The sequence below is a fragment of the Ruegeria sp. TASC047 genome (genome assembly GCF_059612445.1).
Genome location: NZ_JBXWQP010000053.1, coordinates 109,973 through 132,796, shown reverse-complemented (window position 1 = coordinate 132,796; position 22,824 = coordinate 109,973). Strand labels below are relative to the sequence as shown.

Annotated in this window: 21 protein-coding genes; 13 read left to right on the top strand and 8 right to left on the bottom strand. The window is 56.9% G+C overall.

Annotation, left to right across the window (positions count from 1 at the left end):
• The first annotated feature begins 9 nt into the window (after positions 1-9).
• The 6 genes from AC2FLO_RS18940 to AC2FLO_RS18915 all read left to right on the top strand — a co-directional run bounded on the left by AC2FLO_RS18940 (position 10) and on the right by AC2FLO_RS18915 (position 8,206).
• Entirely contained in the window at positions 10-1,110 is a 1,101-nt protein-coding gene (locus AC2FLO_RS18940; protein WP_496753292.1) for a cis-3-hydroxy-L-proline dehydratase, read from the top strand.
• Positions 1,111-1,118: 8 nt separating this feature from the next.
• Positions 1,119-2,144, top strand: a complete 1,026-nt coding sequence (locus tag AC2FLO_RS18935; protein WP_496753293.1) for a trans-3-hydroxy-L-proline dehydratase — start codon at positions 1,119-1,121, stop codon at positions 2,142-2,144.
• Between the two features lie 226 nt (positions 2,145-2,370).
• Positions 2,371-3,051: a GntR family transcriptional regulator gene (locus tag AC2FLO_RS18930; RefSeq protein WP_480483392.1), complete on the top strand. Its 681-nt coding sequence runs from the start codon at positions 2,371-2,373 to the stop codon at positions 3,049-3,051.
• Between the two features lie 71 nt (positions 3,052-3,122).
• Positions 3,123-4,637 carry an aldehyde dehydrogenase (NADP(+)) gene (locus AC2FLO_RS18925; RefSeq protein WP_496753294.1) on the top strand — a complete coding sequence of 505 codons (1,515 nt, stop codon included), beginning with the start codon at positions 3,123-3,125 and terminating at the stop codon, positions 4,635-4,637.
• Positions 4,638-5,035: 398 nt separating this feature from the next.
• Positions 5,036-5,887 (top strand): FecR family protein, encoded by an 852-nt coding sequence (locus tag AC2FLO_RS18920; protein ID WP_496753295.1) that lies wholly within the window; start codon positions 5,036-5,038, stop codon positions 5,885-5,887.
• Between the two features lie 99 nt (positions 5,888-5,986).
• A complete protein-coding gene (locus AC2FLO_RS18915; RefSeq protein ID WP_496753296.1) occupies positions 5,987-8,206 on the top strand; it encodes a CHASE2 domain-containing protein in 2,220 nt (739 codons plus the stop codon).
• A gap of 81 nt (positions 8,207-8,287) precedes the next feature.
• Here AC2FLO_RS18915 and AC2FLO_RS18910 read toward each other — a convergent pair whose 3' ends face one another.
• The 6 genes from AC2FLO_RS18910 to AC2FLO_RS18885 all read right to left on the bottom strand — a co-directional run bounded on the left by AC2FLO_RS18910 (position 8,288) and on the right by AC2FLO_RS18885 (position 14,308).
• Complete coding sequence (locus tag AC2FLO_RS18910; RefSeq protein WP_480483400.1) at positions 8,288-9,283, bottom strand: ABC transporter ATP-binding protein; 996 nt, start codon at positions 9,281-9,283, stop codon at positions 8,288-8,290.
• Positions 9,280-10,314: a Gfo/Idh/MocA family protein gene (locus AC2FLO_RS18905; RefSeq protein WP_496753297.1), complete on the bottom strand. Its 1,035-nt coding sequence runs from the start codon at positions 10,312-10,314 to the stop codon at positions 9,280-9,282. Before AC2FLO_RS18905 ends, AC2FLO_RS18910 begins: the two co-directional genes overlap by 4 nt.
• Positions 10,311-11,150, bottom strand: a complete 840-nt coding sequence (locus AC2FLO_RS18900; protein ID WP_267366204.1) for a carbohydrate ABC transporter permease — start codon at positions 11,148-11,150, stop codon at positions 10,311-10,313. Before AC2FLO_RS18900 ends, AC2FLO_RS18905 begins: the two co-directional genes overlap by 4 nt.
• A 12-nt stretch (positions 11,151-11,162) precedes the next feature.
• Complete coding sequence (locus tag AC2FLO_RS18895; protein WP_267366203.1) at positions 11,163-12,077, bottom strand: carbohydrate ABC transporter permease; 915 nt, start codon at positions 12,075-12,077, stop codon at positions 11,163-11,165.
• Between the two features lie 65 nt (positions 12,078-12,142).
• Positions 12,143-13,396 (bottom strand): ABC transporter substrate-binding protein, encoded by a 1,254-nt coding sequence (locus AC2FLO_RS18890; RefSeq protein ID WP_267366202.1) that lies wholly within the window; start codon positions 13,394-13,396, stop codon positions 12,143-12,145.
• 24 nt (positions 13,397-13,420) lie between these two features.
• The gene (locus AC2FLO_RS18885; RefSeq protein ID WP_496753298.1) at positions 13,421-14,308 is read right to left on the bottom strand and encodes an N-acetylmuramic acid 6-phosphate etherase; all 888 of its coding nucleotides are present in this window, start codon (positions 14,306-14,308) and stop codon (positions 13,421-13,423) included.
• Between the two features lie 166 nt (positions 14,309-14,474).
• Between AC2FLO_RS18885 and AC2FLO_RS18880 the strand changes: the two genes are divergently transcribed.
• The 4 genes from AC2FLO_RS18880 to nagA are packed head-to-tail and all read left to right on the top strand — an operon-like array spanning position 14,475 to position 18,293.
• Positions 14,475-15,353: a glucosamine kinase nucleotide-binding domain-containing protein gene (locus tag AC2FLO_RS18880; RefSeq protein ID WP_496753299.1), complete on the top strand. Its 879-nt coding sequence runs from the start codon at positions 14,475-14,477 to the stop codon at positions 15,351-15,353.
• Positions 15,350-16,105: a GntR family transcriptional regulator gene (locus AC2FLO_RS18875; RefSeq protein ID WP_209597491.1), complete on the top strand. Its 756-nt coding sequence runs from the start codon at positions 15,350-15,352 to the stop codon at positions 16,103-16,105. Before AC2FLO_RS18880 ends, AC2FLO_RS18875 begins: the two co-directional genes overlap by 4 nt.
• Positions 16,106-16,134: 29 nt before the next feature.
• Entirely contained in the window at positions 16,135-17,163 is a 1,029-nt protein-coding gene (locus AC2FLO_RS18870) for an SIS domain-containing protein (protein WP_496753300.1), read from the top strand.
• Complete coding sequence (gene nagA, locus AC2FLO_RS18865; RefSeq protein WP_496753301.1) at positions 17,160-18,293, top strand: N-acetylglucosamine-6-phosphate deacetylase; 1,134 nt, start codon at positions 17,160-17,162, stop codon at positions 18,291-18,293. The genes AC2FLO_RS18870 and nagA overlap by 4 nt, the downstream gene beginning before the upstream one ends.
• Before the next feature lie 58 nt (positions 18,294-18,351).
• Here the strand turns inward: nagA and AC2FLO_RS18860 are convergent, their stop codons facing one another.
• Both AC2FLO_RS18860 and AC2FLO_RS18855 read right to left on the bottom strand, forming a co-directional pair.
• Positions 18,352-19,239, bottom strand: a complete 888-nt coding sequence (locus tag AC2FLO_RS18860) for a c-type cytochrome (RefSeq protein WP_496753302.1) — start codon at positions 19,237-19,239, stop codon at positions 18,352-18,354.
• A gap of 14 nt (positions 19,240-19,253) precedes the next feature.
• The gene (locus AC2FLO_RS18855; RefSeq protein WP_480559064.1) at positions 19,254-19,721 is read right to left on the bottom strand and encodes a c-type cytochrome; all 468 of its coding nucleotides are present in this window, start codon (positions 19,719-19,721) and stop codon (positions 19,254-19,256) included.
• Between the two features lie 86 nt (positions 19,722-19,807).
• Between AC2FLO_RS18855 and AC2FLO_RS18850 the strand changes: the two genes are divergently transcribed.
• The 3 genes from AC2FLO_RS18850 (at position 19,808) to AC2FLO_RS18840 (ending at position 22,824) form a co-directional block, all read left to right on the top strand.
• On the top strand, positions 19,808-20,653 hold the full coding sequence (locus AC2FLO_RS18850) for a LysR family transcriptional regulator (protein WP_496753303.1): 846 nt from the start codon (positions 19,808-19,810) through the stop codon (positions 20,651-20,653).
• 300 nt (positions 20,654-20,953) lie between these two features.
• Positions 20,954-21,883: an MBL fold metallo-hydrolase gene (locus AC2FLO_RS18845; RefSeq protein WP_496753304.1), complete on the top strand. Its 930-nt coding sequence runs from the start codon at positions 20,954-20,956 to the stop codon at positions 21,881-21,883.
• Entirely contained in the window at positions 21,880-22,824 is a 945-nt protein-coding gene (locus tag AC2FLO_RS18840) for an MBL fold metallo-hydrolase (protein WP_496753305.1), read from the top strand. The genes AC2FLO_RS18845 and AC2FLO_RS18840 overlap by 4 nt, the downstream gene beginning before the upstream one ends.

Below are 22,824 nucleotides of genomic sequence, written 5' to 3'. Positions count from 1 at the left end.
GAACACCTTATGAAAATCACCGGGCTGAACGTATATCAGGTGGATCTGCCGCTGAAAGAAGGCCGCTATAGCTGGTCCAACGGCAATTTTGTCGAAGTGTTTGACAGCACCGTTCTGGAAATCATCACGGAAGAAGGGTTGAAGGGCTATGCCGAATGCTGCCCGCTTGGCTCGGCCTATCTGCCGTCTTTTGCGCTCGGCGTCCGGGCCGGGCTGGCAGAGCTGGCCCCGCATTTGATCGGGCAGGACCCACTGAATATCGGTCAGATCAACCGTACGATGGATGCGGCCTTGCGGGGTCATCCCTATGCCAAGGCTCCGGTGGATATTGCCTGCTGGGATCTGCTGGGCAAGGCCACGGACCAGCCGCTTTACACATTGCTGGGGGGCGCTGCGCAGGATGATGTGGTGCTTTATCGCGCGATCAGTCAGGAAGCTCCCGAGATCATGGCCAAAAAGATCGAAGGCTATGCTGCCGAAGGCTACACCAAGTTTCAGCTCAAGGTGGGTGGCGAGGCCAATGACGACATCGACCGTATCCACGCCACCCGCGCCGTTCTGAAAAAGACGGACCTGCTTGTAGCAGACGCCAATACCGGCTGGACCCGGCACGAGGCCGCACGCGTGGTGGGCGCGATTTCGGGTCTGGATGTCTATGTGGAACAGCCTTGCCTGACCTATGAGGAATGCGTGTCGATCCGCCGCCGCACCGCGTTGCCCTTCGTGATGGACGAGGTGATCGACACTCCCAACACGCTGGTCCGCGGCATTGCCGAAGACGCGATGGATGTGATCAACCTGAAGATCTCGAAAGTCGGAGGGTTGACCAAAGCCCGTCTTATGCGGGACCTGTGCGTGGCGCACGGCATCCCCATGACGATCGAAGACACCTGGGGCGGTGACATCACCACGGCGGCCATCGCACATCTGGCCCGTTCAACGCCGTCCGAATTCACATTCTCTGCCACGGATTTCAACTCTTACGGCACGGTGGACATTGCTGAGGGTGCGCCAAAGCGTGTCAACGGCCGGATGACCGCACCCGCCCGTCCGGGTCTGGGTGTTACACCGATTTTCGACGCTCTGGGCGAGCCTGTCGCACAGTATTGAGAGATCCGATGCGGAGCAGCAAAACCGTTCATGTCATTTCAGCCCACGCAGAAGGTGAAGTCGGGGATGTTATCGTTGGGGGCGTTGCCCCGCCACCAGGCGACACCTTGTGGGAACAGCGCAGCTTTGTCGCGGGCGACCAGACGCTGCGCAACTTCGTTCTGAACGAACCTCGGGGCGGTGTTTTCCGTCATGTCAATCTTCTGGTGCCCCCGAAACACCCCAAGGCCGACGCGGCCTTTATCATTATGGAACCCGAAGACACACCGCCGATGTCGGGTTCGAACTCGATCTGTGTTTCAACCGTATTGCTGGATGGCGGGATCATTCCGATGCAGGAACCAGAAACTCATATGGTGCTTGAGGCCCCGGGCGGGCTGGTTCATGTGCGGGCGGAATGCAGCGGTGGCAAAGCGCAACGCATTTTCGTGCAGAACCTGCCCAGCTTTGCCGACAAACTGTCCGTCCCACTTGAGGTACCCGGATTGGATACGATCATGGTTGATACCGCCTATGGGGGTGACAGTTTTGTCGTGGTCGATGCACAGGCGTTGGGATTCGAGATTGTCGAACATGAGGCCCGTGACATTGCCCGATTGGGGGTGAAGATCACCAATGCAGCCAATGAACAGCTTGGGTTTTCGCATCCTGAAAACCCGGATTGGGACCATATCTCATTCTGTGCTTTCTGCGGCCCGATCAGCGAGACCGAAACCGGATTGACCGGCAAATCTGCCGTGGCGATCCAACCCGGCAAGGTTGATCGGTCGCCTACAGGTACAGCGGTTTCCGCGCGCATGGCGCTGATGGCAGCAAAAGGGTTGATGTCGCCGGGTCAAACGTTCGAGGCGGTCTCGATCATCGGATCACGGTTCACCGGTCGGATTGTCGATACCACCGAAGTGGCGGGCCGTGCCGCGATTTTCCCCGAAATCAGTGGGCGCGGCTGGATCACCGGCATTCACCAACACATGCTTGACCCGGATGACCCCTGGCCTGACGGGTATCGTTTGTCGGACACCTGGGGTGTCTGACTAAACAGTGCATTGGCCGTGCCCACTCTCAGGGACAGGCAGTTACAGAAGTTTCCATTCGCTCTTGGTCTTACCGTGTTGTCTCAGCAGGGTTGAATCACCATGGATATTGGATGCATTATCAAACGGAGTGTCCTTAATCAGCTTTCTGGGTGGCCGAGTCGCGGCTCAGCTTGGAATAACGCCGGTAACCGGTAGCTGTACCCAAACAAGTGGCAGGAAAGATATGGCAGGAAAGCGCGCAATAACCAAGCAAAGCCTACCAGATGTCATCGCGAACGATCTTCGTGAACGTATTCTGAACGGTGAACTTGCCGAAGGTGAAGCTATTCGCCAGGAAGCTCTGGCCGAAGAATACGACGTATCTCGGATGCCCATCCGCGAAGCCCTAAAGCGTCTGAACGCTGAAGGCCTGATTCAATGGGCCAATAATCGGGGCGGATCAGTTACCAAACACTCATTGAACGAGATTGGAGAAATATTCGACCTTCGAATGCTTATTGAAGTCGATCTTTTCCGCAGAGCCATTCCGCAGATGACATCTGCCGACTTTGCACGATGCAACGAGATATTGACGCAGATGGAAGCGTCTTATGACGAGAATGACGTCAGCAAGTGGGGGATCCTGAATTACCAATATCACTCCGCCCTTTACGCGGCGTCGCAGAGGAAACTGACGAATGAATTGCTGGACCGCGTCAATCTGCAATCAGACCGCTATGTCCGAATGCATTTGAGCGTGATGAAGCAGCGGGAACCGGCGAAAAAAGAGCATCGAGAGCTGTTGAAACTGGCGCAAGCAGGGAACGTTGACGAAGCCTGTAACATGCTGATGCGGCACATCCGGCGAACAAAGGAACAGCTGCTGGAGATGATCGTAGCAAAACGCGCCATGGAGGAGACCTAACAGGGCGCTTGATTGTCTCTCTTAATTGGATACATTATCCATAGCTTCAGAATCGTAAATATGGAACCTTCATGACCTGCTCCCCCCATGGTAAGTACCTCATCGCTGGAAATTGGCTTTCAGGTGACACGTTTTTTCAGTCACAGCCCGCTTTTGGACCGTCACACAGTTTTTCGGTGGGGCGTCTTCAGGATGTTGATGCAGCTGCGGAAGCTGCCGAAGAAGCGTTCTGGAGCTATGGTTTTTCGACCCGGGAAGACCGCGCGGCATTTCTGAATGCCATCGCAGATGAGATCGAAGCCCGCGCCGAGGCGATTACTGCAATCGGAACGCAGGAAACCGGCCTACCCGAGGCCCGTCTGCAAGGAGAGCGGGGTCGCACATCCGGCCAACTTCGCTTGTTTGCCACACATATTCTGAGTGGTGAGTATCTTGATCGGCGCCACGACGGCCCGTTGCCAGACCGCTCGCCGCTGCCGCGCCCGGATCTGAAAATGATCCAGCGCCCAATTGGCCCTGTCGCCGTATTCGGTGCTTCGAATTTCCCTTTGGCCTTTTCAACCGCAGGCGGCGACACCGCTGCCGCCTTGGCTGCTGGGTGCCCCGTTGTCGTAAAAGGGCACAGCGCCCACCCGGGTACCGGTGAGATCATAGCCGAGGCTATAAATGCTGCCATCGAACGCTGCAAAATTCATCCCGGTGTCTTCAGTCTTATTCAGGGGGGTGACCGGACCGTGGGTTCCGCTTTGGTACAGCACCCGCTGATCAGGGCTGTCGGGTTCACTGGCTCATTGGCTGGCGGTCGGGCACTGTTCGATCTATGTGCCGCGCGACCTGAACCAATCCCCTTTTTCGGTGAACTTGGCTCGGTCAACCCGATGTTCATTCTCGATGCTGCGCTGACGAACCGGGGCGACAACATTGCTCAGAACTGGGCAGGGTCGCTGACCATGGGCGCAGGTCAGTTCTGTACGAACCCCGGGGTAGCCGTTTTGCTGGCGGGTGCAGCAGCGGATCGCTTCGCCGAGACCGCGCGAACCGCCTTGTCAGAAACACCCGCGCAGACCATGCTGACCAACGGCATCGCCGACGCTTACCGAACTGGTCAGGCAAGGATCGCCAATACAACAGGTGTGCAGGAGGTTCTGACCTCGATGTGTGACCAACGTACCGCGTCCCCGTACCTGTATCGCACCAATGCTGTGAACTGGCTGGCAAACGAAACCCTTGGTGAAGAGGTTTTTGGCCCGCTGGGCGTAATAGTGACCGCTGAAACGCCTGACGAAATGCGGGCCGTCGCACACAGTCTGCAAGGTCAGCTGACCTGTACCCTGCATATGGATGATGCGGACATGGACACCGCGCGTTCCCTAATGCCGATCCTCGAGCGCAAGGCCGGGCGTGTACTGGCCAATGGCTTTCCCACGGGCGTCGAGGTCTGCGACAGCATGGTGCATGGCGGCCCCTACCCCGCTTCGACCAATTTCGGTGCTACTTCTGTCGGCACATTGTCGATCCGGCGGTTCCTGAGACCCGTGTGTTACCAGAACATGCCGGACGCATTGTTGCCCGAACAATTCCTCTGATCCTTCAACAACACGCTGCAAGAGCGTCAAGGCTCATCGCAAGGATAGCGATGAGCCACGTGTCATATGCTCGAATTTACTGAAGGCTGTGCTTCGGCCTGTTCAGTTACCTTGCTAAGCGCCTACCAGTTTGCTCGACTTACGGCTCTCAGATCCATAGGTGTAAGCCTGTTGTTCACACGTTCTGACCATGGCGGAGACAATCGCCTGCATACCCGTATGCGCTCAAGCTAAAAAACGCGGGCCAAAAAAACAACTTGCTACAAATACACACCATAATGCATAAATATTGCTAGCATTTTAGAGTATTTGAATAAGAATAACACATTTCTGGGGGCAAAAATCGAGCTTGGCGCGCTTCGCGCTTACTTAGACCCGTTGGGGGAAGGGGCTATGGTTTGGCTTGGTTAAAGATTGTGTTGGTTGTATTTGTTGTCGCGCTCATGCCGGTGCAGGCCCTTGCCAACATCGGAACTGTCATCAGCGCCAAACAAGGCGCTCAGATCATTCGCGCCGGAAACACTCAGCCTGTCATTTCAGGAATGGATGTTGAATCAGGCGATACGATTTCTACAGATCACAGCGGTTTGGTTCAGATCGTTTTTGTGGATGAAACCAAAATTGCCGTTGGCCCCAATGCGCATATGGTCTTGGACGTGACCATGCTTCGCAGCAATCGAAAGGCCAAAAGCTTTGCCGTGCAGGCCTTGGGTGGCAGCTTTCGATTCATTTCCGGCAAGAGCAGAAAAAGAGCCTATTCGATCAAGACCCCGACTGCAACAATGGCAGTTCGTGGCACAACCTTCGACATGTGGGTCGTATCACAAACCCAAAGCGCAATGCTTGTCCTGCACGGGACGGTTCAAATGTGCAGTGCACAAGGGTCTTGCAGGTCCACAGGCCGAGTATGCAGCATGTATGCCACCAGTGGAGGCGGAGCAGTCGGGCGGCCTGCTGATCAGGCGCAGTATGACCAGGCGCTGAAATCTGGTTTCCCTTTTGTTCAGTCGCAGGAAGGCCTGCTGCCTCCTTTGCAGGTACGGGTTGAGGGGTGTTCTGGCGAAGGCGCACCCGTGCAACAGGCCAAAGTCGACAGGGCCGACATTCGCAGAACTGCGCCCCAGCCGCGCGCAATCAGCGTCGCAGCACCGCCATCGCCCCCGTCACAACCAGAGCCGGAATCCGAACCAGAACCGGAACCAGAACCGGAACCCGAAGAACCGAAACATGAAGAACCTGTTCGCGAATAGCCCGATCAGGAGGAACGGGAACAACAAGAGTCGGGAAATGAACTGGTCCAACAGCGCTTTTGACCAATTGGGCTTTGCCTCACATTTTCGGAGAACGACGTGAGCGACGAGAAGCGCAAAACCAGGACGGGGAAATGGGCGTTCCGCCTTGTCGGATTGTGTCTGATCCTAGTGGGTTGTTTCATCCGGGTCATGGATCCCTATCCTGTGCGAATGACCCGTCTGATCTATTTCGACGTTCTGCAAAGGTCATCCCCGCGTGAGTTCAATCCTGAACTCCCTGTACGAGTTGTAGATATTGACGAAGCCTCTCTGGACAATTGGGGGCAATGGCCCTGGCCCCGAACACTGGTGGCGCAGATCGTTCAAAATCTGGGTGAATATGGCGCTGCGGCCATCGCATTTGATATGTTGTTCGCTGAACCTGACCGGTTTTCGCCCTCGCGTCTTCTGAACGATCCGTCTTTGGCAGGGGTCCTCACAGTGGAACGCCACGCTCAGAAGCTCGACAATGATGTCTTGCTTGGGATGGAAATCGCCTATTGGCCGGTCGTTCTTGGGACTGCCGCACGTTTGTCTGCTGAAGGAAATCCTATCTCTGCAAAAGCAGGTATCATTGAGTTCGGGGAAAATCCCGCCGCGGGTCTAATCTCAGTTCCTCATTGGACGCCAATTGCGCCTCCGTTGGACCGGACTGCGGCAGGTATTGGTGGGGTCAACGTCTCGCCCATCGGCGGAACCGGTATCATGCGCCGCGTGCCGGTTCTTTGGCGCGGGCCAGATGGGCTGTTGCCGGGTCTGTCGATTGAAGCCCTGAGAGTTGCCTTAGGTGAAACCAATATCATGGCCGAAGGTGCGCTGGACGAAACAGGCATCATGTTGGCGGTTGAGGTCGGGGGATACCGGATACCAACGACAGAAAACGGCGAGATTTGGCTGAGATACCGGCGCGATGCGCCCGAGCTGTATATCTCGGCCAACGATATCCTCAAAGGTTCGGATGATGCGGACGTTCGGGCGGAAGTTGAGGGGCGGATCATCCTGGTCGGAACGTCGGCCGCCGGCTTATTCGATATGCATCAGACGGCGCTTGGGGAAAGCGTTCCCGGTGTTTCAATTCATGCCCAGGTTCTGGAACAGGTGTTGACCAACGAAATGCTAAGCCGCTCGGACGTGACCGCAGCGCAGGAAATGCTTGCCTTCGCCTTTCTCGGGCTTGTCGTGATTGCCGTCATGTCCAGTTTCGGTGCGGTTGCATCTTTCATTGCAGGCGGTGTCGCCGCCGCTGCCGTTCTGACAATCAGTTGGCTGGTTTTTCAAAACCAGTCGGTTCTGTTCGACGCCACATTTCCGCTTATCGGTGGCATGGCCAATTTCGGGCTGCTGGCAGGATATCTTTTCCTGTCTACCGAACGGGAAAAGCGCAAAATCCGAAAAGTCTTTTCTCATTACGTCGCCCCGGAAATCCTTGATGAGATGGAAGCCTCGGGGCATCAGCTGCAATTGGGAGGTGAGACGCAGGATATCACAGTGATGTTTTCCGACATCCGGGGTTTCACACCTCTTTCCGAGTCCGCATCTGCCACCGAACTGGTCTCACTGCTGAATGCGCTTTTTTCCAGTATCGGCGATCAGATACTGGCTGAGCGGGGAACCATCGACAAGTTTATCGGCGACGCTGTTATGGCGTTCTGGAATGCGCCTCTGCCTGTCGCTGACCACCCGCGCCGGGCGGCGCTTGCGGCACTGAAAATGCGGCGCGCTTTGGCAGAGTTCAATGCATCCGACATCATGCGAAACCGCCCCCCTATCGCGCTGGCAACGGGGCTTGCCACCGGGCAGGCGTGCGTCGGCAATATCGGCTCGCAGAAACGGTTCAACTACACGGTCATCGGTGACGTCGTGAATGTCTCCGCGCGGATCGAACAATGCTGTCGAACAGTCGACTATGACATCGTCGTTTCAAACGGCGTCCATGAAATCACGCATGGGGATCTGGCCATGTTAGAGGCCGGGCATGTTGATCTGAAAGGCAAAGCCAACCCGGAACCCGTCTTTGTTTTGGTGGGCGATCAGGCCCTGTTGCAAACAGCGGCATTCCAGGAACTCAGGGTTGCACATGCAGAACTGATTTTGGCGATCACAAATCGACACCCTAACAGCCTGGTCAAGACCTTGTGCCAACAGTGCGAAGATCTGGCTGAAGACATCGAGCCCGGCTTGCGTCACTTCTACAGGGCGCTGCCCGGTCGTGCCGCAGACTTCCGGTCGAACCTGCCATCCGGGCAATTCATGTTCACACGCCACAATCTTGGATAACCGGTCACGTTTTGCTGCGCACACTCCTTGGGTCACGCTCACACCGGACCAAACTGGTGCAGACCGGGTCGAAATGTGCCGTTACTGTAATCTCTGCCCGTCATTCCCGAAGTAATATGCGCGATTGGGATCAAATCCGAATTGTACATCGTCACCTGGGGCAATTGCGTGCTGGCCAAACAATCGGACCGTAATTGGCACGTTGCTGGTTTGCAGAATGACATTGGTATCACCGCCCAACTGCTCGACATGCGAAACGGTGCCGGCGATCGGTCCGCCGCTTTCCAGGCGAATGTCCTCCGGGCGCAGCCCCAGTTCGCGCGCATCTCCTGGGGTCAGATTGTCCGCAGGCAGAAAATTCATGGACGGTGAACCCAGAAATCCGGCGACAAAGCGGTTTGCCGGGTTGTTGTACAGCTCCATCGGGCTGCCGACCTGTTCCACCCTTCCGTCGCGCAGCACCACAATCTTGTCGGCCAGTGTCATCGCTTCTGTCTGATCGTGCGTCACGTAGATCATCGAGGCCGAGAGTTGCCTATGCAGGTTTGCAATCTCGATCCGGGTGTTCATGCGCAAAGCAGCATCAAGATTGGACAGTGGCTCGTCGAACAGGAACAGCTTGGGTTGCCGCACGATGGCGCGACCGATTGCAACACGCTGGCGCTGCCCCCCCGACAGTTCGGATGGATAGCGGTCAAGGTAGGGCTCCAACCCCAGCATCCGGCTCGCCTCGGCGACCCGCTCGTCGATCACGGCTTTCGGCTGGCGTTCCTGTTTCAGGGCAAGGGTCAGGTTGCCGCGTACATTCAGGTGCGGATAAAGCGCATAACTCTGGAACACCATGGCGATGCCGCGTTTCGAGGGCGGGGTCAGATTGACCTGTTCGCCAGCAATTCTGATCTCGCCCGATGTTGCGTCTTCAAGCCCTGCAATAACGCGCAGAAGAGTGGACTTACCGCATCCGGAGGGGCCGACAAAAACCACAAACTCGCCGTCCTCGACCTCAAGATTGATGTCCTTCAGGACCTCTACATTGCCAAAGGACTTGTGAATGTTTTTCAGTGAAAGGGCGGTCATTGGCGGGTCTCCTCAAGAGAAACGGGTTGGCCAGTGCGGATGCTTTGATCAGCGGCCAGGCAGATGGCAAGGGATTGTACGGCGTCGGACATGTGGCGGGTCAGGTCGATATCCTCGGCGATGGCGCGCAGCATATAGGCTTGTTCAGCATCGCACAGTTCCTGATGGCCGGGCTCATCAGGCATGTCGATATTCCGGTCGCCCTGCAGCGTGTGAACCAGAAGGCCACCAACCTTGGTGTGACCATCGATGTCTGCGGACGCGCCCTTGTTTCCGTCGGTGATCGAAACAGACCCGTTGGGCGAGACGATATCCTTCACGAAAAAGGCAGTTTCGGACATCATCGGACCCCAGCCAGCCTCGTACCACCCGACAGAACCGTCGTCGAACACGACCTGAAACTGGCCGTAATTGTACATGTCAGGCGCGATTTCATCCGACAGGCGCAGACCCATGCCATGGACGCGCACGGGTTTTGCGTCGGTGATCTGGCACATTACATCGACATAATGCACACCACAATCCACGATGGGGGACGTGGTCCGCATCAGGGCCTTGTGCGTCTCCCACTCAAGACCCGAGGATTGTTGATTCAGGTTCAGACGGAACACATAGGGGCCACCCAGAGCGCGAGCCTCGGCGATCAGGCGCATCCAGGATGGGTGGTGGCGCAGGATATAGCCCACGACCAGCTTTCGGTTCAGCCGCGCCGCTGTTTCGACCACACGGCGCGCATGGGCAACGTTGGTGGCGAGCGGTTTTTCGACAAACACATGCGCACCCGCCTCCATCGCGGCGCAGGCGTAATCCGCGTGACTGTCCGAATAGGTCGCGATCACAACCAGATCCGGTTTGGTTTCGGTCAGAGCGGCTTCAAAACTTGAATACACCGGATAGCGCGTCAGATCAGGGTGATCCACGCGGCCGGATCGGTTCACCAGCCCGACAATCTGCGCGTTCGGGTGATGGTGATGTGCCAGCGCATGGCTCAGTCCCATGTTTCCAAGGCCTGCGATCAGGATGCGGGTCATTTCACCGCTCCTGACGTGATGCCGCGAATAAGCTGTCGCGAGAAGATCACATAGAGGATCAGCACTGGCAGGATCGCCATTGAAAGGGCTGACAGGACCGCGTTCCAGTCTGTCACAAACTGACCGATGAAGACCTGGCTGCCCAGCGTCAGGGTCTTGGTCTCTTCCGCAGGGGCCAGGATTAGCGGAAACCACAGGTCGTTCCAGATCGGGATCATGTTGAACACGGCAACCGTTGCCATTGCCGGACGCACCAGCGGCAACACAAGCCGAAAGAAGATTGTGTATTCGCTTAGCCCGTCGATACGGCCCGCATTCTTGAGGTCGTCACTCACCTGTTTCATGAACTCGCTTAGGATGAACACCGCCAAGGGCAGGCCCTGCGCCGTATAGACAAGGATCAGTGCCCACAGGGTGTTCACCAGCCCGGTCGCCACCATCATTTCAAGGATGGCCACAGTGCCGATGCGGATTGGGATCATGATTCCAAGCGCCAGGTACAGACCCATAAGCATGTTGCCCTTGAACCGGTACTCACTCAGCGCATAAGCCGCCATTGCGCCAAACAGCAGGACCAAAGTCAGGGATGCAACCGTCACAATCAGGGAGTTCTGGAAATAAAGGAAGAAATCCCCCTGCTTCATCACAGTCTGATATCCGATCATCGAAAAACTGTCGGCATCAGGCAGCGCCAGCGGTTCGCGAAAGATCGCCTTGCGGGTCTTGAAGCTGTTGATCAGGATCACGAAAACCGGAAACAGTGCGATCAGCGTATAGAAGATCAGTGCACCATGCATCGCGAATGTGTTTAGCGGGTTGGAGCGGGCCTTGTTCATGTCATCTGCTCCTTAAAGCTGGTACCGGCGCATCCGGGTCTGGATGCCGAAAAGGTAGACACAGACACCCAGTAGGATGATTGCAAACATCGCACCAGCGATGGCCGAACCCATATGCGGATCACCCAATTGCAGCTGGAAGCCAAAGAATGTGCGGTACATGAAGGTGCCAAGAATATCGGTCGAGAAGTCAGGCCCCGCCAGAGCACCCTGTGCAGCATAGATCAGATCGAAGGCATTGAAATTGCCGACAAATGTCAGAATTGAGATGATCCCAATCGAAGGCAAGATAAGCGGCAGCTTGATCTTCCAGAAGGCACTTGTGCCGGTGATGCCATCCACTTCCCCGGCTTCCAGGATTTCCTCGGGGATAGATAGCAAGGCCGCGTAGATCAGCATCATAGGGATACCGACAAACTGCCAGACCGAAATCAGCGCCAGAGTGGTCAGGGCGTATTCCTCCTTCCCCAACCACGGGGCAAAGAGGGATTTCAACCCAACCGCATCCAGCATCGAAGGAGCGATGCCCCAGATGGGCGACAAGATCAGTTTCCATGCAAATCCAACGATCACAAAGCTCAGGATTGTCGGAATGAAGATCGCCGACCGATAGAGAACTGCAAATCGCAGGCGCGGATGGCTGAGCAGCGCTGCCAGCGCGATGCCGATGGGGTTCTGCACCAGCATGTGAATCAGAAAGAACCAGAAATTGTTGCCCAGCGCATTCCAGAACTGTTCCGACCAGATCGGATCGAAAAACAGCGTTTGAAAGTTCTGCAGTCCAACAAAAACGCGGCTCTGGTCGACCTCAGAGTAAAGGGCCAGACGGAGCGTGTTGAACAGGGGAAAGATCATCACCGCTGTGTATACAAGCACGGCTGGTGCCAGAAACACGACGATATGCCAGCGGATGCGGGGGCGGGTCATGGGAACGCTTTCGATGGAATGCTTGGCGTACCCGGGCAACTCATGCTGCCCGGGTATGGTTCAGCTTACTGATGTGGTGCGTACCACGAGGCGAGGCCCGCCTGTAGTTCTGCACCCAGCTCTTCGGGCGACTTGGCACCTTTAATCGCGGCAACGGATGCGCCCCAGGTCTCGTTCTCGAGGTTTGGTGTGCCGCGCGACAGGATTTGATAAGTCGAGCGGATGGTCGATTCACATTCTTCACGCCAGCCGACAATTTCCTTGGCCAGCGGGTCCTGCAACTCGACCGGAGTGCTCGACAGCGGGAAGAAGCCGGGCAGAGCGTTGCCGAAGATTTCGGCAAACTCAGGGCTTGCGACCCAGGTCAGGAATGTTTCAGCGGCTTCAGGATTCTTTGTGGCCGCGTTCATGCCGATGCCAATATCCGTGTGGTCCGAGATATAGCAGGTGTCACCTGCGTTCTGAACCGGCGGCTTGAAAGCGCCCATTTCGAAATCGGCTTGTGCGTTGAAGCCGGAAATCTCCCATGATCCCGCAGGATAGATGGCTGCGCGGCCCAAAGTGAAGATGTTCTGGCTGTCGGGATAGGTCTGTGCTTCGTACCCGTCACCCAGATACGCACCCCAACGGGCCAGCGTCGCATAAGGGGCTGTCCAGGCTTCATCGGTCAGCTTCTGTTCGCCTGCGATCAACGCCTGACGACCTTCTTCACCCTTCCAGTAGTTCGGCCCGATGTTGTTGTAGCCCATCGTGGCAGCTTCCCACTGGTCGTTGGTACCCATTGCCATTGGGATGTAAGTGCCGTCTTCCTTGATCTTGTCCAAAGCGGCAAAGAACTCGTCTTCTGTGGTCGGCACTTCGAGGCCCAACTCGGCAAAAGCGTCCTTGTTGTAGATGAAGCCGTGAATTACCGACGCCATCGGCACGCAGAAGCTGGCCGAACCGTCATCCGTCTGCCAGGCAGACTTTGCAACGTCCGAGAAGTTGTTCATCGCCTCGACCGAGGACAGATCGGTCAGGTGACCGGCCTCATAAAGCGCCAGCGAAGCATCGAAGGGGCGGCAGGTAATCAGGTCACCGGCAGACCCCGCATCAAGTTTCGAGTTCAAAACCGCGTTGTATTCTGCCGGGGCAGACGGCGTGAACTGGACTTTGATGCCAGGATGCTTTGCTTCAAAGGCCGGGATGATCTGGTCCTGCCACAGTGTCAGGTCATCGTTACGCCAGCTTTCGATAGTCAGCGTGACGTCTTCGGCATAGGCGGCAGAGGCTAACAGCGTCCCACCAAGCAAGGCCAGTTTCAGGCTATTACGTTTCATTGTACTCTCCCATTTGGTTTGCAGTTATTTATCAGGTGTCAGTGCCGCGCTCAGAACTCCGCCCGCTTCTTTCAGGCGCGCATTGGCTGCCGCCAGTGAAACGCCGCGAGCAGCGATGAGAATGGCGGATTTGGCGTCTCCTTGCGCTTCAACCAGGGCGTTTTGGGCGGTGCTTGCATCAACTCCGGCGATCCGGGCGACGATGCCGGTCGCACGCGCCCGCAGCTTTGCGTTGTCTGCTCGCAGGTTGACCATCATGCCCTCGTGAACATGACCCAACTTGATTGCCATAAGGCTGGACAGCATGTTCAGCGCGATTTTCTGGGCTGTACCGGCGCCCATTCGGGTTGAGCCTGAAATCAGTTCAGGCGGGGTGGCAAGCAGAATCGCGTGATCGCATTGCGCCAACAGCGGGCTGCCCGGGTTGTTGGCTATCCCGATCGTGCAGGCACCCGCAACACGCGCAAGTCGCGCGGCCTCAAGTGTATAGGGGGTGGTGCCACTGGCAGAGACAGCAATGACCGTGTCGCTGCACATAAGCCCGGCCAGCTCTTCGACCAGCCCGTCGGTGTCATCCTCGGTTCCACCGGGCATATGCGCGGATTGCGGCAACCCTCCGGCCATCAGGATATGGACTTGGTTTTCGTCGATGCCGAAAGTACCGCCCAGTTCCATTGCATCAGCCGCAGCCATCAGCCCCGAAGACCCCGCCGCCGCGTAATACAATGAACCACCTGATGCCAGACTGCGGGCCATGGCGTCGGCACCGTCACAAATCGCACGCAGGGCGCCCTGCGGGGCACCGGCCGCTTCCTGCTGACCCCTGGACAGGGCCAGCGCCGCCTCTTCCAGCGGTCGGTTGCCCAAATCGTATGCGTCCGGGTGGAGTTGTTCTGTGATGTGTGGCAGCACGTGTTTCTCCTCGTTGCCAGAAAGCATACCTATACAATACCATTTGTCTACTAATTTTTTTTCAGCTGTTATTGGCCTTAAAATTCAATGCATTTTCGATCTTTCCGCCCTTATTGGATTTACTTTGGCATTTACATTTCAACATAGGCATTATATAGGTATCATCATGCTTAGGTCGAAAAACAATCCAATCATCGCAGCAGACGGCGGCGGAACAACCTGTCGGATCGCCTATGGCGATGGGGAGCAGCGGCTGGTGGTCGAGGTTGGCCCCGCCAACGTCGCCAGCGATTATGACGGCGCGATTGTGCGGCTGAAAGACGGCCTGAAGATGCTTGCAACCAAGCTCAATGTTCAGCCCGACACCTTACGGCCCGTGCCGGCGTATTTTGGACTGGCTGGTGTTACCGGCGAACAGATTGCCCAGCGAGTGGCCGCGGATTTGCCGTTGGACAGTATACTGGTCGAGGATGATCGTCACCCTGCGCTGGCGGGTGCGCATCAGGCAACCGATGGTGCAATCGCCCATTGCGGGACGGGTTCGTTTCTGGCCCTGCAATCGCAAGCCGGCCGACGCTTTGCCGGTGGCTGGGGCTCAGTACTGGGGGATGAGGCCTCTGCTCAGTGGATTGGGCGCAGAGCGCTTTCCGTTACGCTGGATGCATGGGACGGGCTGGTCTCAATTTCCAACCTGACCGAGGCCTTGCTGAACGAATTTGGCAGTACAAGCGGCATTGTCGCTTTCGCGGCTGCGGCCCAGCCTCATGAATTCGGCCAAATTGCGCGACAGGTGACAGCGGCAGCGAGGTCAGGGGATGAACGGGCGGTTTCGCTTATGCGCGAAGGCGCCGCGCATCTTTTGCAGGCACTGGAAGCAATGGGTTGGACCCCGGCCATGCCATTATGCCTGACCGGGGGTATTGGCCCCCATTACGAGGCGTATCTGCCGGATGGTGCGCGTGGCGCAGTAACAGAGCCCAAAGGTGCGCCTATCGACGGGGCCATCGCCTTGGCCCGAGCTTTTCAAGTGGAGCATTCGGCATGAACGCAGCATCCTTTCTGGCTTCTGACGACTGGCTCGAAAACAGCGGCGGGCCGCGTTATGTCCGGCTGCGTCAGCGACTGGAGGAAGGCATCGACGCTGGTGTCCTGCCCCCGAATTCCTCATTGCCGCCCGAGCGCGAGATCGCCGAGATTACCGGCCTGTCCAGGGTCACCGTGCGCAAGGCCATTCAGGAACTGGTGAAACAGGGCGCAATCGTGCAGCGGCAGGGTTCCGGGTCTTTCGTACGGAACGCCGCACCGAAACTGGAGCAATCGCTTTCGCATCTGACCTCGTTCAGCGAGGACATGCGCCTGCGCGGCATGGAATCAACCTCCAAGTGGTTGGAACGGGGCGTTTTTCTGCCATCACCCGAGGAAACGGCGGTGCTCGGGCTGCCCGCTGACGGACAGGTGGCGCGCATTTGCCGCTTGCGAGAGGCTGGTGGACGCCCCATGGCAGTCGAACGTGCCTCATTGCCATTGGACATTCTGCCAAATCCGCTTGCCGTGCGCGACTCACTCTATGATCTACTGGAAGAAAGCGGCTGCCGACCTGTTCGCGCCATCCAGAAGATTTCCGCCGTTAATCTTGAGGCTGAAGATGCCGCTCTGCTTGGCGTCGCGGAAGGCGCGGCAGGGCTGAGCATCCAGCGGATTTCCCATCTGGAAGGCGGGCGCGTCGCCGAGTTCACAAAATCCAACTATCGCGGCGATGCCTATGACTTTGTGGCTGAGCTGCGACTCACTCCATGATCTGCGATTCCGATGGAAAGGCTGCCCCGATGACCCCGAAAACGACCCTGATGCGTCAGGAAATCGAAGAAATTCCTGTCGCTGTTGAGCGATTACTCAGCAATGGCGGATACGCCCTGAGCACAGCAGCGGACGTCGCCCGGAACGGTGGGCTGAAGTTCATGATTTCGGCGGCGCGTGGCTCTTCAGACCACGCCTGCACCTTTCTGAAATACGCAAGTGAATTGCTTCTTGGCTTGCCGATGGCATCCGTCGGCCCATCGGTCGCGTCAGTGTATGGCGCTGACCTGCATGTGGCCGGGGCGCTTTGCCTTTCTGTTTCACAATCAGGAAAAAGCCCGGATATCGTGCAACTTACGCAAAGTGCCCGAAAGGCTGGGGCCAGCACCGTGGCAATCACAAATGATCCGTCGTCCCCCCTTGCACTGGCGGCTGAGGCGGCTTTGCCGCTGCACGCGGGTCCTGAGCTTAGTGTAGCGGCGACAAAGACCTTCGTGACCTCGCTGGTTGCGGGGCTTTGGCTGCTGGCGGAACTGAAAGGCGACAAAGATCTTCTGGCTGCGCTGCGTGGCCTACCCAGGCACCTTGATGCCGCGACTCGGTGTGACTGGAGCAGGGCGGCGGCGGCTGTCACCCAAAGTTCGCTGTATACGCTTGGTCGCGGACCAAGCGTGGCGATCTCGAACGAGGCCGCGCTGAAATTCAAGGAAACCTGCCAGATCCATGCCGAAAGTTATTCCTCGGCCGAGGTGCTGCATGGCCCTGTCTCGATCGTGGAAGGCGGATTTCCGGTTATTGCCTTTGCCGCCAATGATCCCGCAGAGCCGCTGTTGGCCGAGGTTGCCGACACGCTCGCAGCCAAGGGGGCACAGGTATTTGCCACCAGCCCAATGGTCACAAAGGCCGAGGTGCTGCCTCATGTCCGCACGGATCACTGGCTGACGGACCCGGTAGCTGCCATCGTGTCCTTTTATTCAATGGTCGAGCAGGTCGCTGTACAACGCGGGATCAACCCGGATGCGCCACGTCACCTGCGAAAAGTGACGGAAACGGTATGAGCGACCAGGCAACCATCTACCACGGCGGGCTTGTTTTTGACGGCACCAAACTGCACGACGGTGCCGCGCTGCGGCTGGAGGCTGGCCGCATCACTGACATAGGCGTTGACGTGAAGACAGACGCTGGCAAGCTTGTCGATCTGCAAGGCGACATACTGGCCCCCGGCTATGTTGACCTGCAAGTGAATGGCGGCGGCGGAGTGATGTTCAACGCCGCCCCGTCTGTCGAAACGCTTGCGCGTATTGCCGAGGCGCACCGGACGCTTGGGGCAACCTCGATCCTTCCCACCCTGATCACGGATACCGCAGCCAAGACCCGCGCCGCCATCGAAGCGGTCAAGGCCGCGATTTCTGCGGGTGTTCCGGGGATCACTGGCCTGCATCTGGAAGGGCCGCATCTTTCGGTGGCTCGGAAAGGCGCCCATGATGCAACCCTGATCCGCCCCATGGATGACGAAGACCTGAAGACGCTTGTCGCGGCGGCGCATGCCCTGCCCGCATTGATGCTGACGGTTGCGCCTGAAAACGTATCAATTGCGCAGGTAAAAGCGCTGGTCTCGGCCGGTGCCGTTGTATCGCTGGGCCACAGTGATGCGGATTTTGATACCTGCCTGTCTTATGCCGAGGCCGGTGCGTCCTGCGTGACGCATCTGTTCAATGCCATGAGTCAACTGGGCAATCGATCTCCGGGGCTTGTCGGGGCGGTTCTGGCCTCGGGTCGATTGAACGCCGGACTGATCGCTGACGGCATTCACGTTCACCCCGAAGCCATGCGCACAGCCTGGGCCGCCAAGCGGGGCCCGGGCCGGATATTTCTGGTCAGCGATGCGATGGCACCGGCTGGCACGGACCAGCGCATGTTCGAACTGGAAGGCCGCCGCATTTCCCGCAAAGACGGGCGTTTGACACTGTCTGATGGTACTTTGGCGGGGGCTGATCTGGACTTGACCACAGCGCTGCGTGTCCTGAACACGCAAGCCGAAGTGCCGCTGGAAGACGCATTGGCAGCCGCAACTCGTATACCCGCCGAAGTGATGGGATTAACCGACGCGGGTCGGCTGGCCATAGGAGAGCAATGCCCGCTGATCCGTATTGCCAGAGATATGAGCAACGTAGACGCGCTGGTTTGACCCAGTGTCATAAGACCTGCGCTGACAAAATCCAGAGTTTCTGCAACCAGTAGCCAATTCACTGAACGGGAACGGATTTCAGGTAAGCAGCAATGGCCAATCGGTCTTCATCGCTTAGTTTCGAGGTGTTCTCGATGACTTCGACCATTTCGCCTCCGGCGCTGTCATAATCCGGTGTGAAACCGGATTTCAGATATTCAGCGATGTCAGCCTCAGACCAGTCAAGCTGGGCAGTGGTCAGACCGGGGATGCGCCCTTTGCCGTTAGGATTTGGCGCTCCGGTCAGCCAAAGATCCCGCTTCAACCCTCCCAGTCCGTTTCGTGGTGTATGGCATTCTGAGCAGTGCCCCAAAGCTTCCACCAAATACCGGCCCCGGATTTTCTGATCGGTCAGATCACCTTCGACCACCCAGCCCGAGCCTGAAAACAGAAGCTTCCACAACCCCAGCCCGCGCCGGATGTTGAAAGGGAAACCGACGTCATGCGGGATACTTGCCGCATCAGACGCAGGCAGGGTGTTCAAAAACGCATGAAGCGCCGCGACGTCCTCTACCGTCATCTTGGCATAAGACGTATAGGGGAAGGCCGGGTAATAATGCTGTCCCTTGGGGCCTGTTCCATGTTTCAGGGCATTGGCCAGATCTAGCGCAGACCATGATCCAATTCCGGCGTCTGGATCACTGGAAATGTTTGGAGCTACAAACGTACCGAAATCCGTTTCAAACCGGCGCCCGCCAGCAAGAACAAGTTTTCCTTCCTCGCGGGCATCCGGGGCCGAGTGGCATGAGGCGCATCCAGCAGAATAGAAGACAGACGCCCCTCTGGTCACGTCGGGGGTCAGACCGGCCAACTGTCCCGGATCAACTCTTTGTGGCAGGGTTAGCAGCAAACCGGCCAACCCGACCATAAGCATGACTAGAACGGCGAAAAGTAGAATGCGCCGCACTGATCGATACTCCTTTAATTTTCTGGTGCTCTGTAAGCTTTGTGACAGGCCGAGCAGGCTCCGCCAAGTTGGCCCATCGCCCCTTTCAGGGCTTCAACATCCTGACCTGCCGCAGCCTGCATCGCAACAGCGGCATCGGCCAGTGCCTGCCCTTTAGCGCCGACATCTGCAAAGTTCTCCCAAATAGCGGGCAAGGCGCGGGTGGACGGGTCTGACACATTATCCGATCCGGCTGGCCACATCGCGGATTGGTCGATCTGCGACACGACGACGATATTATTTGCGGCACGCGTAGCCGCTTCGGCATCATATTCTGCCTCTCCCTTGGCCATGGCGCCCAGCGTGCCAAGGTTGAAAGCGTAAAGCTGCATAATCGAAGTCCGCGCTTTTACAGCCGGGTTTTCGCTATCCTGAGCAATTGCAGTTCCAACTACGGCCAAGGACAAAAGACCTGCCGCAAAGATCGAAGATTTCTTCATCATGGTGTGGCTCCCTCTTTAATGTGCCATATGATAGCTTGAACGATTTTTCTTGTAATTGTTTGTTATTCGGCCTCACCTGTTCATTTATGAACAACGACAATTGGGACAATATTCGGTATGCCCTCGCCGTCAGCAAACACGGCTCGTTGAATGCGGCGGCGACAGCCCTGGGCGTTGCACATGCAACCGTCCTGCGCAGGGTTGCCGCCTTTGAACACCGATATGGCTGCGCTGTTTTTCGGAAAGACCCGTCGGGGTATTCGGTTCATCCTGAAGCCAGAACAATTCTGTCCGCCATGGAAAGCGTTGAAGACGCCGTACTTTCGGTCGAACGCGCCGTTGTGGGCGCAAATCGTTCGCCTGCGGGTCATGTGCGTATCGCGTCCACGGACAGCCTTTGCCAGTTTGTCCTGCCACAGATACTAAACTCAATTTCCGCTCTCTACCCCAGCCTCGAACTGACGATCCTCAGCGGAAACAGCCACCATGATCTGACTAGGTTAACCGCGGATATAGTTGTCCGCCCTTCGGTTCAACTAGGTGAAAGCTTGACTGGAGAGCGCGCAGGAACTTTGCACTTTGGGGTTTATTGTAACGGTACCCATGACCAAAAATGGATGCGGCTTGATGGGGCCCTCAGCCGTTCACTCCCGGCCAAATGGTTGGCTGAACATGTTCGCGCTGATGACATGACAAACGGAGCAGACAGTTTTCTGGTGCTTCAGCAGATGGTTGCATCCGGTGTGGGGAGAGCTTTTTTACCTGCGTTTATAGGCGACGCTGATCCCCGGCTTCATAGGTTGAACGACATTGATCCCGGAATCGAGGTTCCACTTTGGGTCGCGACGCTAGAGGAAATCGCACACACGCCAAGATTTGCGGTCGTGCAACGGGCACTGGTTGAACACCTGCCGCATGCACTGGCTGTGTGACGTCACAACTAAAGTGAATTGGTGGGTCATTTGGCGTTGAAATCTCCGGCAAGTCGTGGCGGGTGCCCTGCACCTGCAACAAGACGTCCTGCGCCGCGATGCTCAGGTTTTCATCGCCGCTCCAGGCAGTCGTTTCTAAATCTGTTTCGCCAAGACGTGTCAAAGGTACTTTGGGAAGGGCCAGATATGCGACATCTTGCTGCGAAAGTTCCAACGCAAGTGGTGAAAAGCCCCAGAGAGAATGTGCCGCCCGTGCCATTCATCATTTACAAATATAAACATTCATCTTATTGATTTTGTATGAGCAGAGACCCAAATTTCTCCCGGCGGAACTTCCTGTCCCAAGGCGCATGTCTGGCGGCGCTCTGCCTGCGACCCAGCTTTGCGGTTGCGGAAATGACACTTGGCCAATCGGCAAGGATATCAACTTTGTCAGATGGGTATCTGTCATTGCCGCCCGAAATGGTCTTTGGGGCAATGCCCGAGGCAGAGCTGACAGAACTTCTGAACCGCTATCAGGCAGATCTGACCAGCTACGAGCCCGAGTGCAACATCGTGCTCTACCGCGATGACCAGAATACCGTACTGTTCGACGTTGGGGCCGGGCCGGATTTCATGCAAACCGCTGGCAAACTTCCGGAAACTCTGGACGCCGTCGGGTTATCTCCGGATGAGGTCACGCAGGTGATCTTCACCCATGCTCATCCGGATCACATCTGGGGTGTGCTGGACGACTTCGGAGATCCCCTCTTTCCCAATGCCAGATATCATCTTGGCCGCAAGGAATGGGACTATTGGTGGAACCCTGCAACCGTTGACACGATAGGAGCCGACCGCACGGCATTCGCGGTGGGCGCAAAGCGGCGCATGGAAGCCATCGAAGACATGGTTGCATTCTTTGATGATGGGCAGGAAATCCTTCCCGGTATCGCAGCACGCGCTAGTTTCGGGCACACGCCCGGACACATGGCCTTCGAAATTCGCAAAGGCGGTGACGCGGTGATGGTCGTGGGCGATGCGCTCGGCAATCCACACGTCGCGTTCGAGCGTCCAGACTGGCTGAGCGGTACGGATCAGGACCCTGACGCCGCGGCAAATACCAGGAAATCGCTGCTGGATCAGATTTCTCATACCCAAATGAAGATTATTGGATTCCATTTGCCAAATGGCGGAATTGGCCGTGTCGAAAAGGCCGGTTCGACCTATCGATTTATTGGAGAGCCTGCATGATGCGCGCTTTGTTGATTGCCTGTACCCTGGCCACGCAAACCTGGGCCAGTGAGGATATTGCAGACCAGTACCCGCAGAGCGTTCTTTACTCGAAACCTGTCGAATTTATTCCCGGCGTCTTTTCCGCCATCGGTGCAACCGCACCCCCGACTTATGAGAATTCGGGCCACAACAATAACCTCAGCTTCGTCGTGACCGGAGAGGGTGTTGTCGTCATCAACGGTGGCGCGGCCTATGTGCTTGCCGAAGCGCTTCATAAGGAGATTCAAGCGCTCACGGATCAGCCCGTGAAGCTTGTCTTCAACGAAAACGGTCAGGGGCACGCCATGCTAGGGAACGCCTACTGGTCGGAACTTGGGGTGCCCATCGTCGCTCATTCAGATGCGGCGGCTGAATTCGAAGAATATGGGCCACAAATCCTTGAAGGCATGCAGGCATATAACAAGGACAAGGCAGAAGGAACGTTTTTAGCCGGTCCGACAGAAACGTTTGACGATGAATACGTCGTCGAATTCGGCGATTTTCGTATCGAAGCCAAACATCTTGGACCTGCGCACAGTCCTGGTGACATTTCGATCTGGCTGCCCAACCAAAGCCTTGTCATCGCCGGTGACATGGCATTTCACGGACGTATGCTGCCAATCTTTCAGGACACCTACACCGCAGATTGGCTTGAGACCTGGGACAATGAGTTCGAGGCACTGGAAGCCACATATGTGATCCCCGGGCACGGTCATCCTACGAACATGGATCAGGTGCGCCGGTATACACGCGACTATCTTGTCTACCTGCGCGCAAAGATCCAGGAACATATGGATGCAGGCGGGGATCTGGCCGAGGCCTATTACGTCGACCAAAGCCCTTATGCCCATTTGGACACGTTCGAAGAATTGGCCACGAAAAACGCGGGTCGGGTCTACGAACAGATGGAATTCGAATAA

What these genes read in the sequence shown, in the direction of transcription:
- AC2FLO_RS18940 (WP_496753292.1), top strand. Translation starts at nt 10, where the DNA reads ATGAAAATCACCGGGCTGAACGTATATCAGGTGGATCTGCCGCTGAAA.
- AC2FLO_RS18935 (WP_496753293.1), top strand. Translation starts at nt 1,119, where the DNA reads ATGCGGAGCAGCAAAACCGTTCATGTCATTTCAGCCCACGCAGAAGGT.
- AC2FLO_RS18930 (WP_480483392.1), top strand. Translation starts at nt 2,371, where the DNA reads ATGGCAGGAAAGCGCGCAATAACCAAGCAAAGCCTACCAGATGTCATC.
- AC2FLO_RS18925 (WP_496753294.1), top strand. Translation starts at nt 3,123, where the DNA reads ATGACCTGCTCCCCCCATGGTAAGTACCTCATCGCTGGAAATTGGCTT.
- AC2FLO_RS18910 (WP_480483400.1), bottom strand. Translation starts at nt 9,283, where the DNA reads ATGACCGCCCTTTCACTGAAAAACATTCACAAGTCCTTTGGCAATGTA.
- AC2FLO_RS18905 (WP_496753297.1), bottom strand. Translation starts at nt 10,314, where the DNA reads ATGACCCGCATCCTGATCGCAGGCCTTGGAAACATGGGACTGAGCCAT.
- AC2FLO_RS18900 (WP_267366204.1), bottom strand. Translation starts at nt 11,150, where the DNA reads ATGAACAAGGCCCGCTCCAACCCGCTAAACACATTCGCGATGCATGGT.
- AC2FLO_RS18895 (WP_267366203.1), bottom strand. Translation starts at nt 12,077, where the DNA reads ATGACCCGCCCCCGCATCCGCTGGCATATCGTCGTGTTTCTGGCACCA.
- AC2FLO_RS18890 (WP_267366202.1), bottom strand. Translation starts at nt 13,396, where the DNA reads ATGAAACGTAATAGCCTGAAACTGGCCTTGCTTGGTGGGACGCTGTTA.
- AC2FLO_RS18880 (WP_496753299.1), top strand. Translation starts at nt 14,475, where the DNA reads ATGCTTAGGTCGAAAAACAATCCAATCATCGCAGCAGACGGCGGCGGA.
- AC2FLO_RS18875 (WP_209597491.1), top strand. Translation starts at nt 15,350, where the DNA reads ATGAACGCAGCATCCTTTCTGGCTTCTGACGACTGGCTCGAAAACAGC.
- AC2FLO_RS18870 (WP_496753300.1), top strand. Translation starts at nt 16,135, where the DNA reads ATGACCCCGAAAACGACCCTGATGCGTCAGGAAATCGAAGAAATTCCT.
- nagA (WP_496753301.1), top strand. Translation starts at nt 17,160, where the DNA reads ATGAGCGACCAGGCAACCATCTACCACGGCGGGCTTGTTTTTGACGGC.
- AC2FLO_RS18855 (WP_480559064.1), bottom strand. Translation starts at nt 19,721, where the DNA reads ATGATGAAGAAATCTTCGATCTTTGCGGCAGGTCTTTTGTCCTTGGCC.
- AC2FLO_RS18850 (WP_496753303.1), top strand. Translation starts at nt 19,808, where the DNA reads ATGAACAACGACAATTGGGACAATATTCGGTATGCCCTCGCCGTCAGC.
- AC2FLO_RS18845 (WP_496753304.1), top strand. Translation starts at nt 20,954, where the DNA reads ATGAGCAGAGACCCAAATTTCTCCCGGCGGAACTTCCTGTCCCAAGGC.
- AC2FLO_RS18840 (WP_496753305.1), top strand. Translation starts at nt 21,880, where the DNA reads ATGATGCGCGCTTTGTTGATTGCCTGTACCCTGGCCACGCAAACCTGG.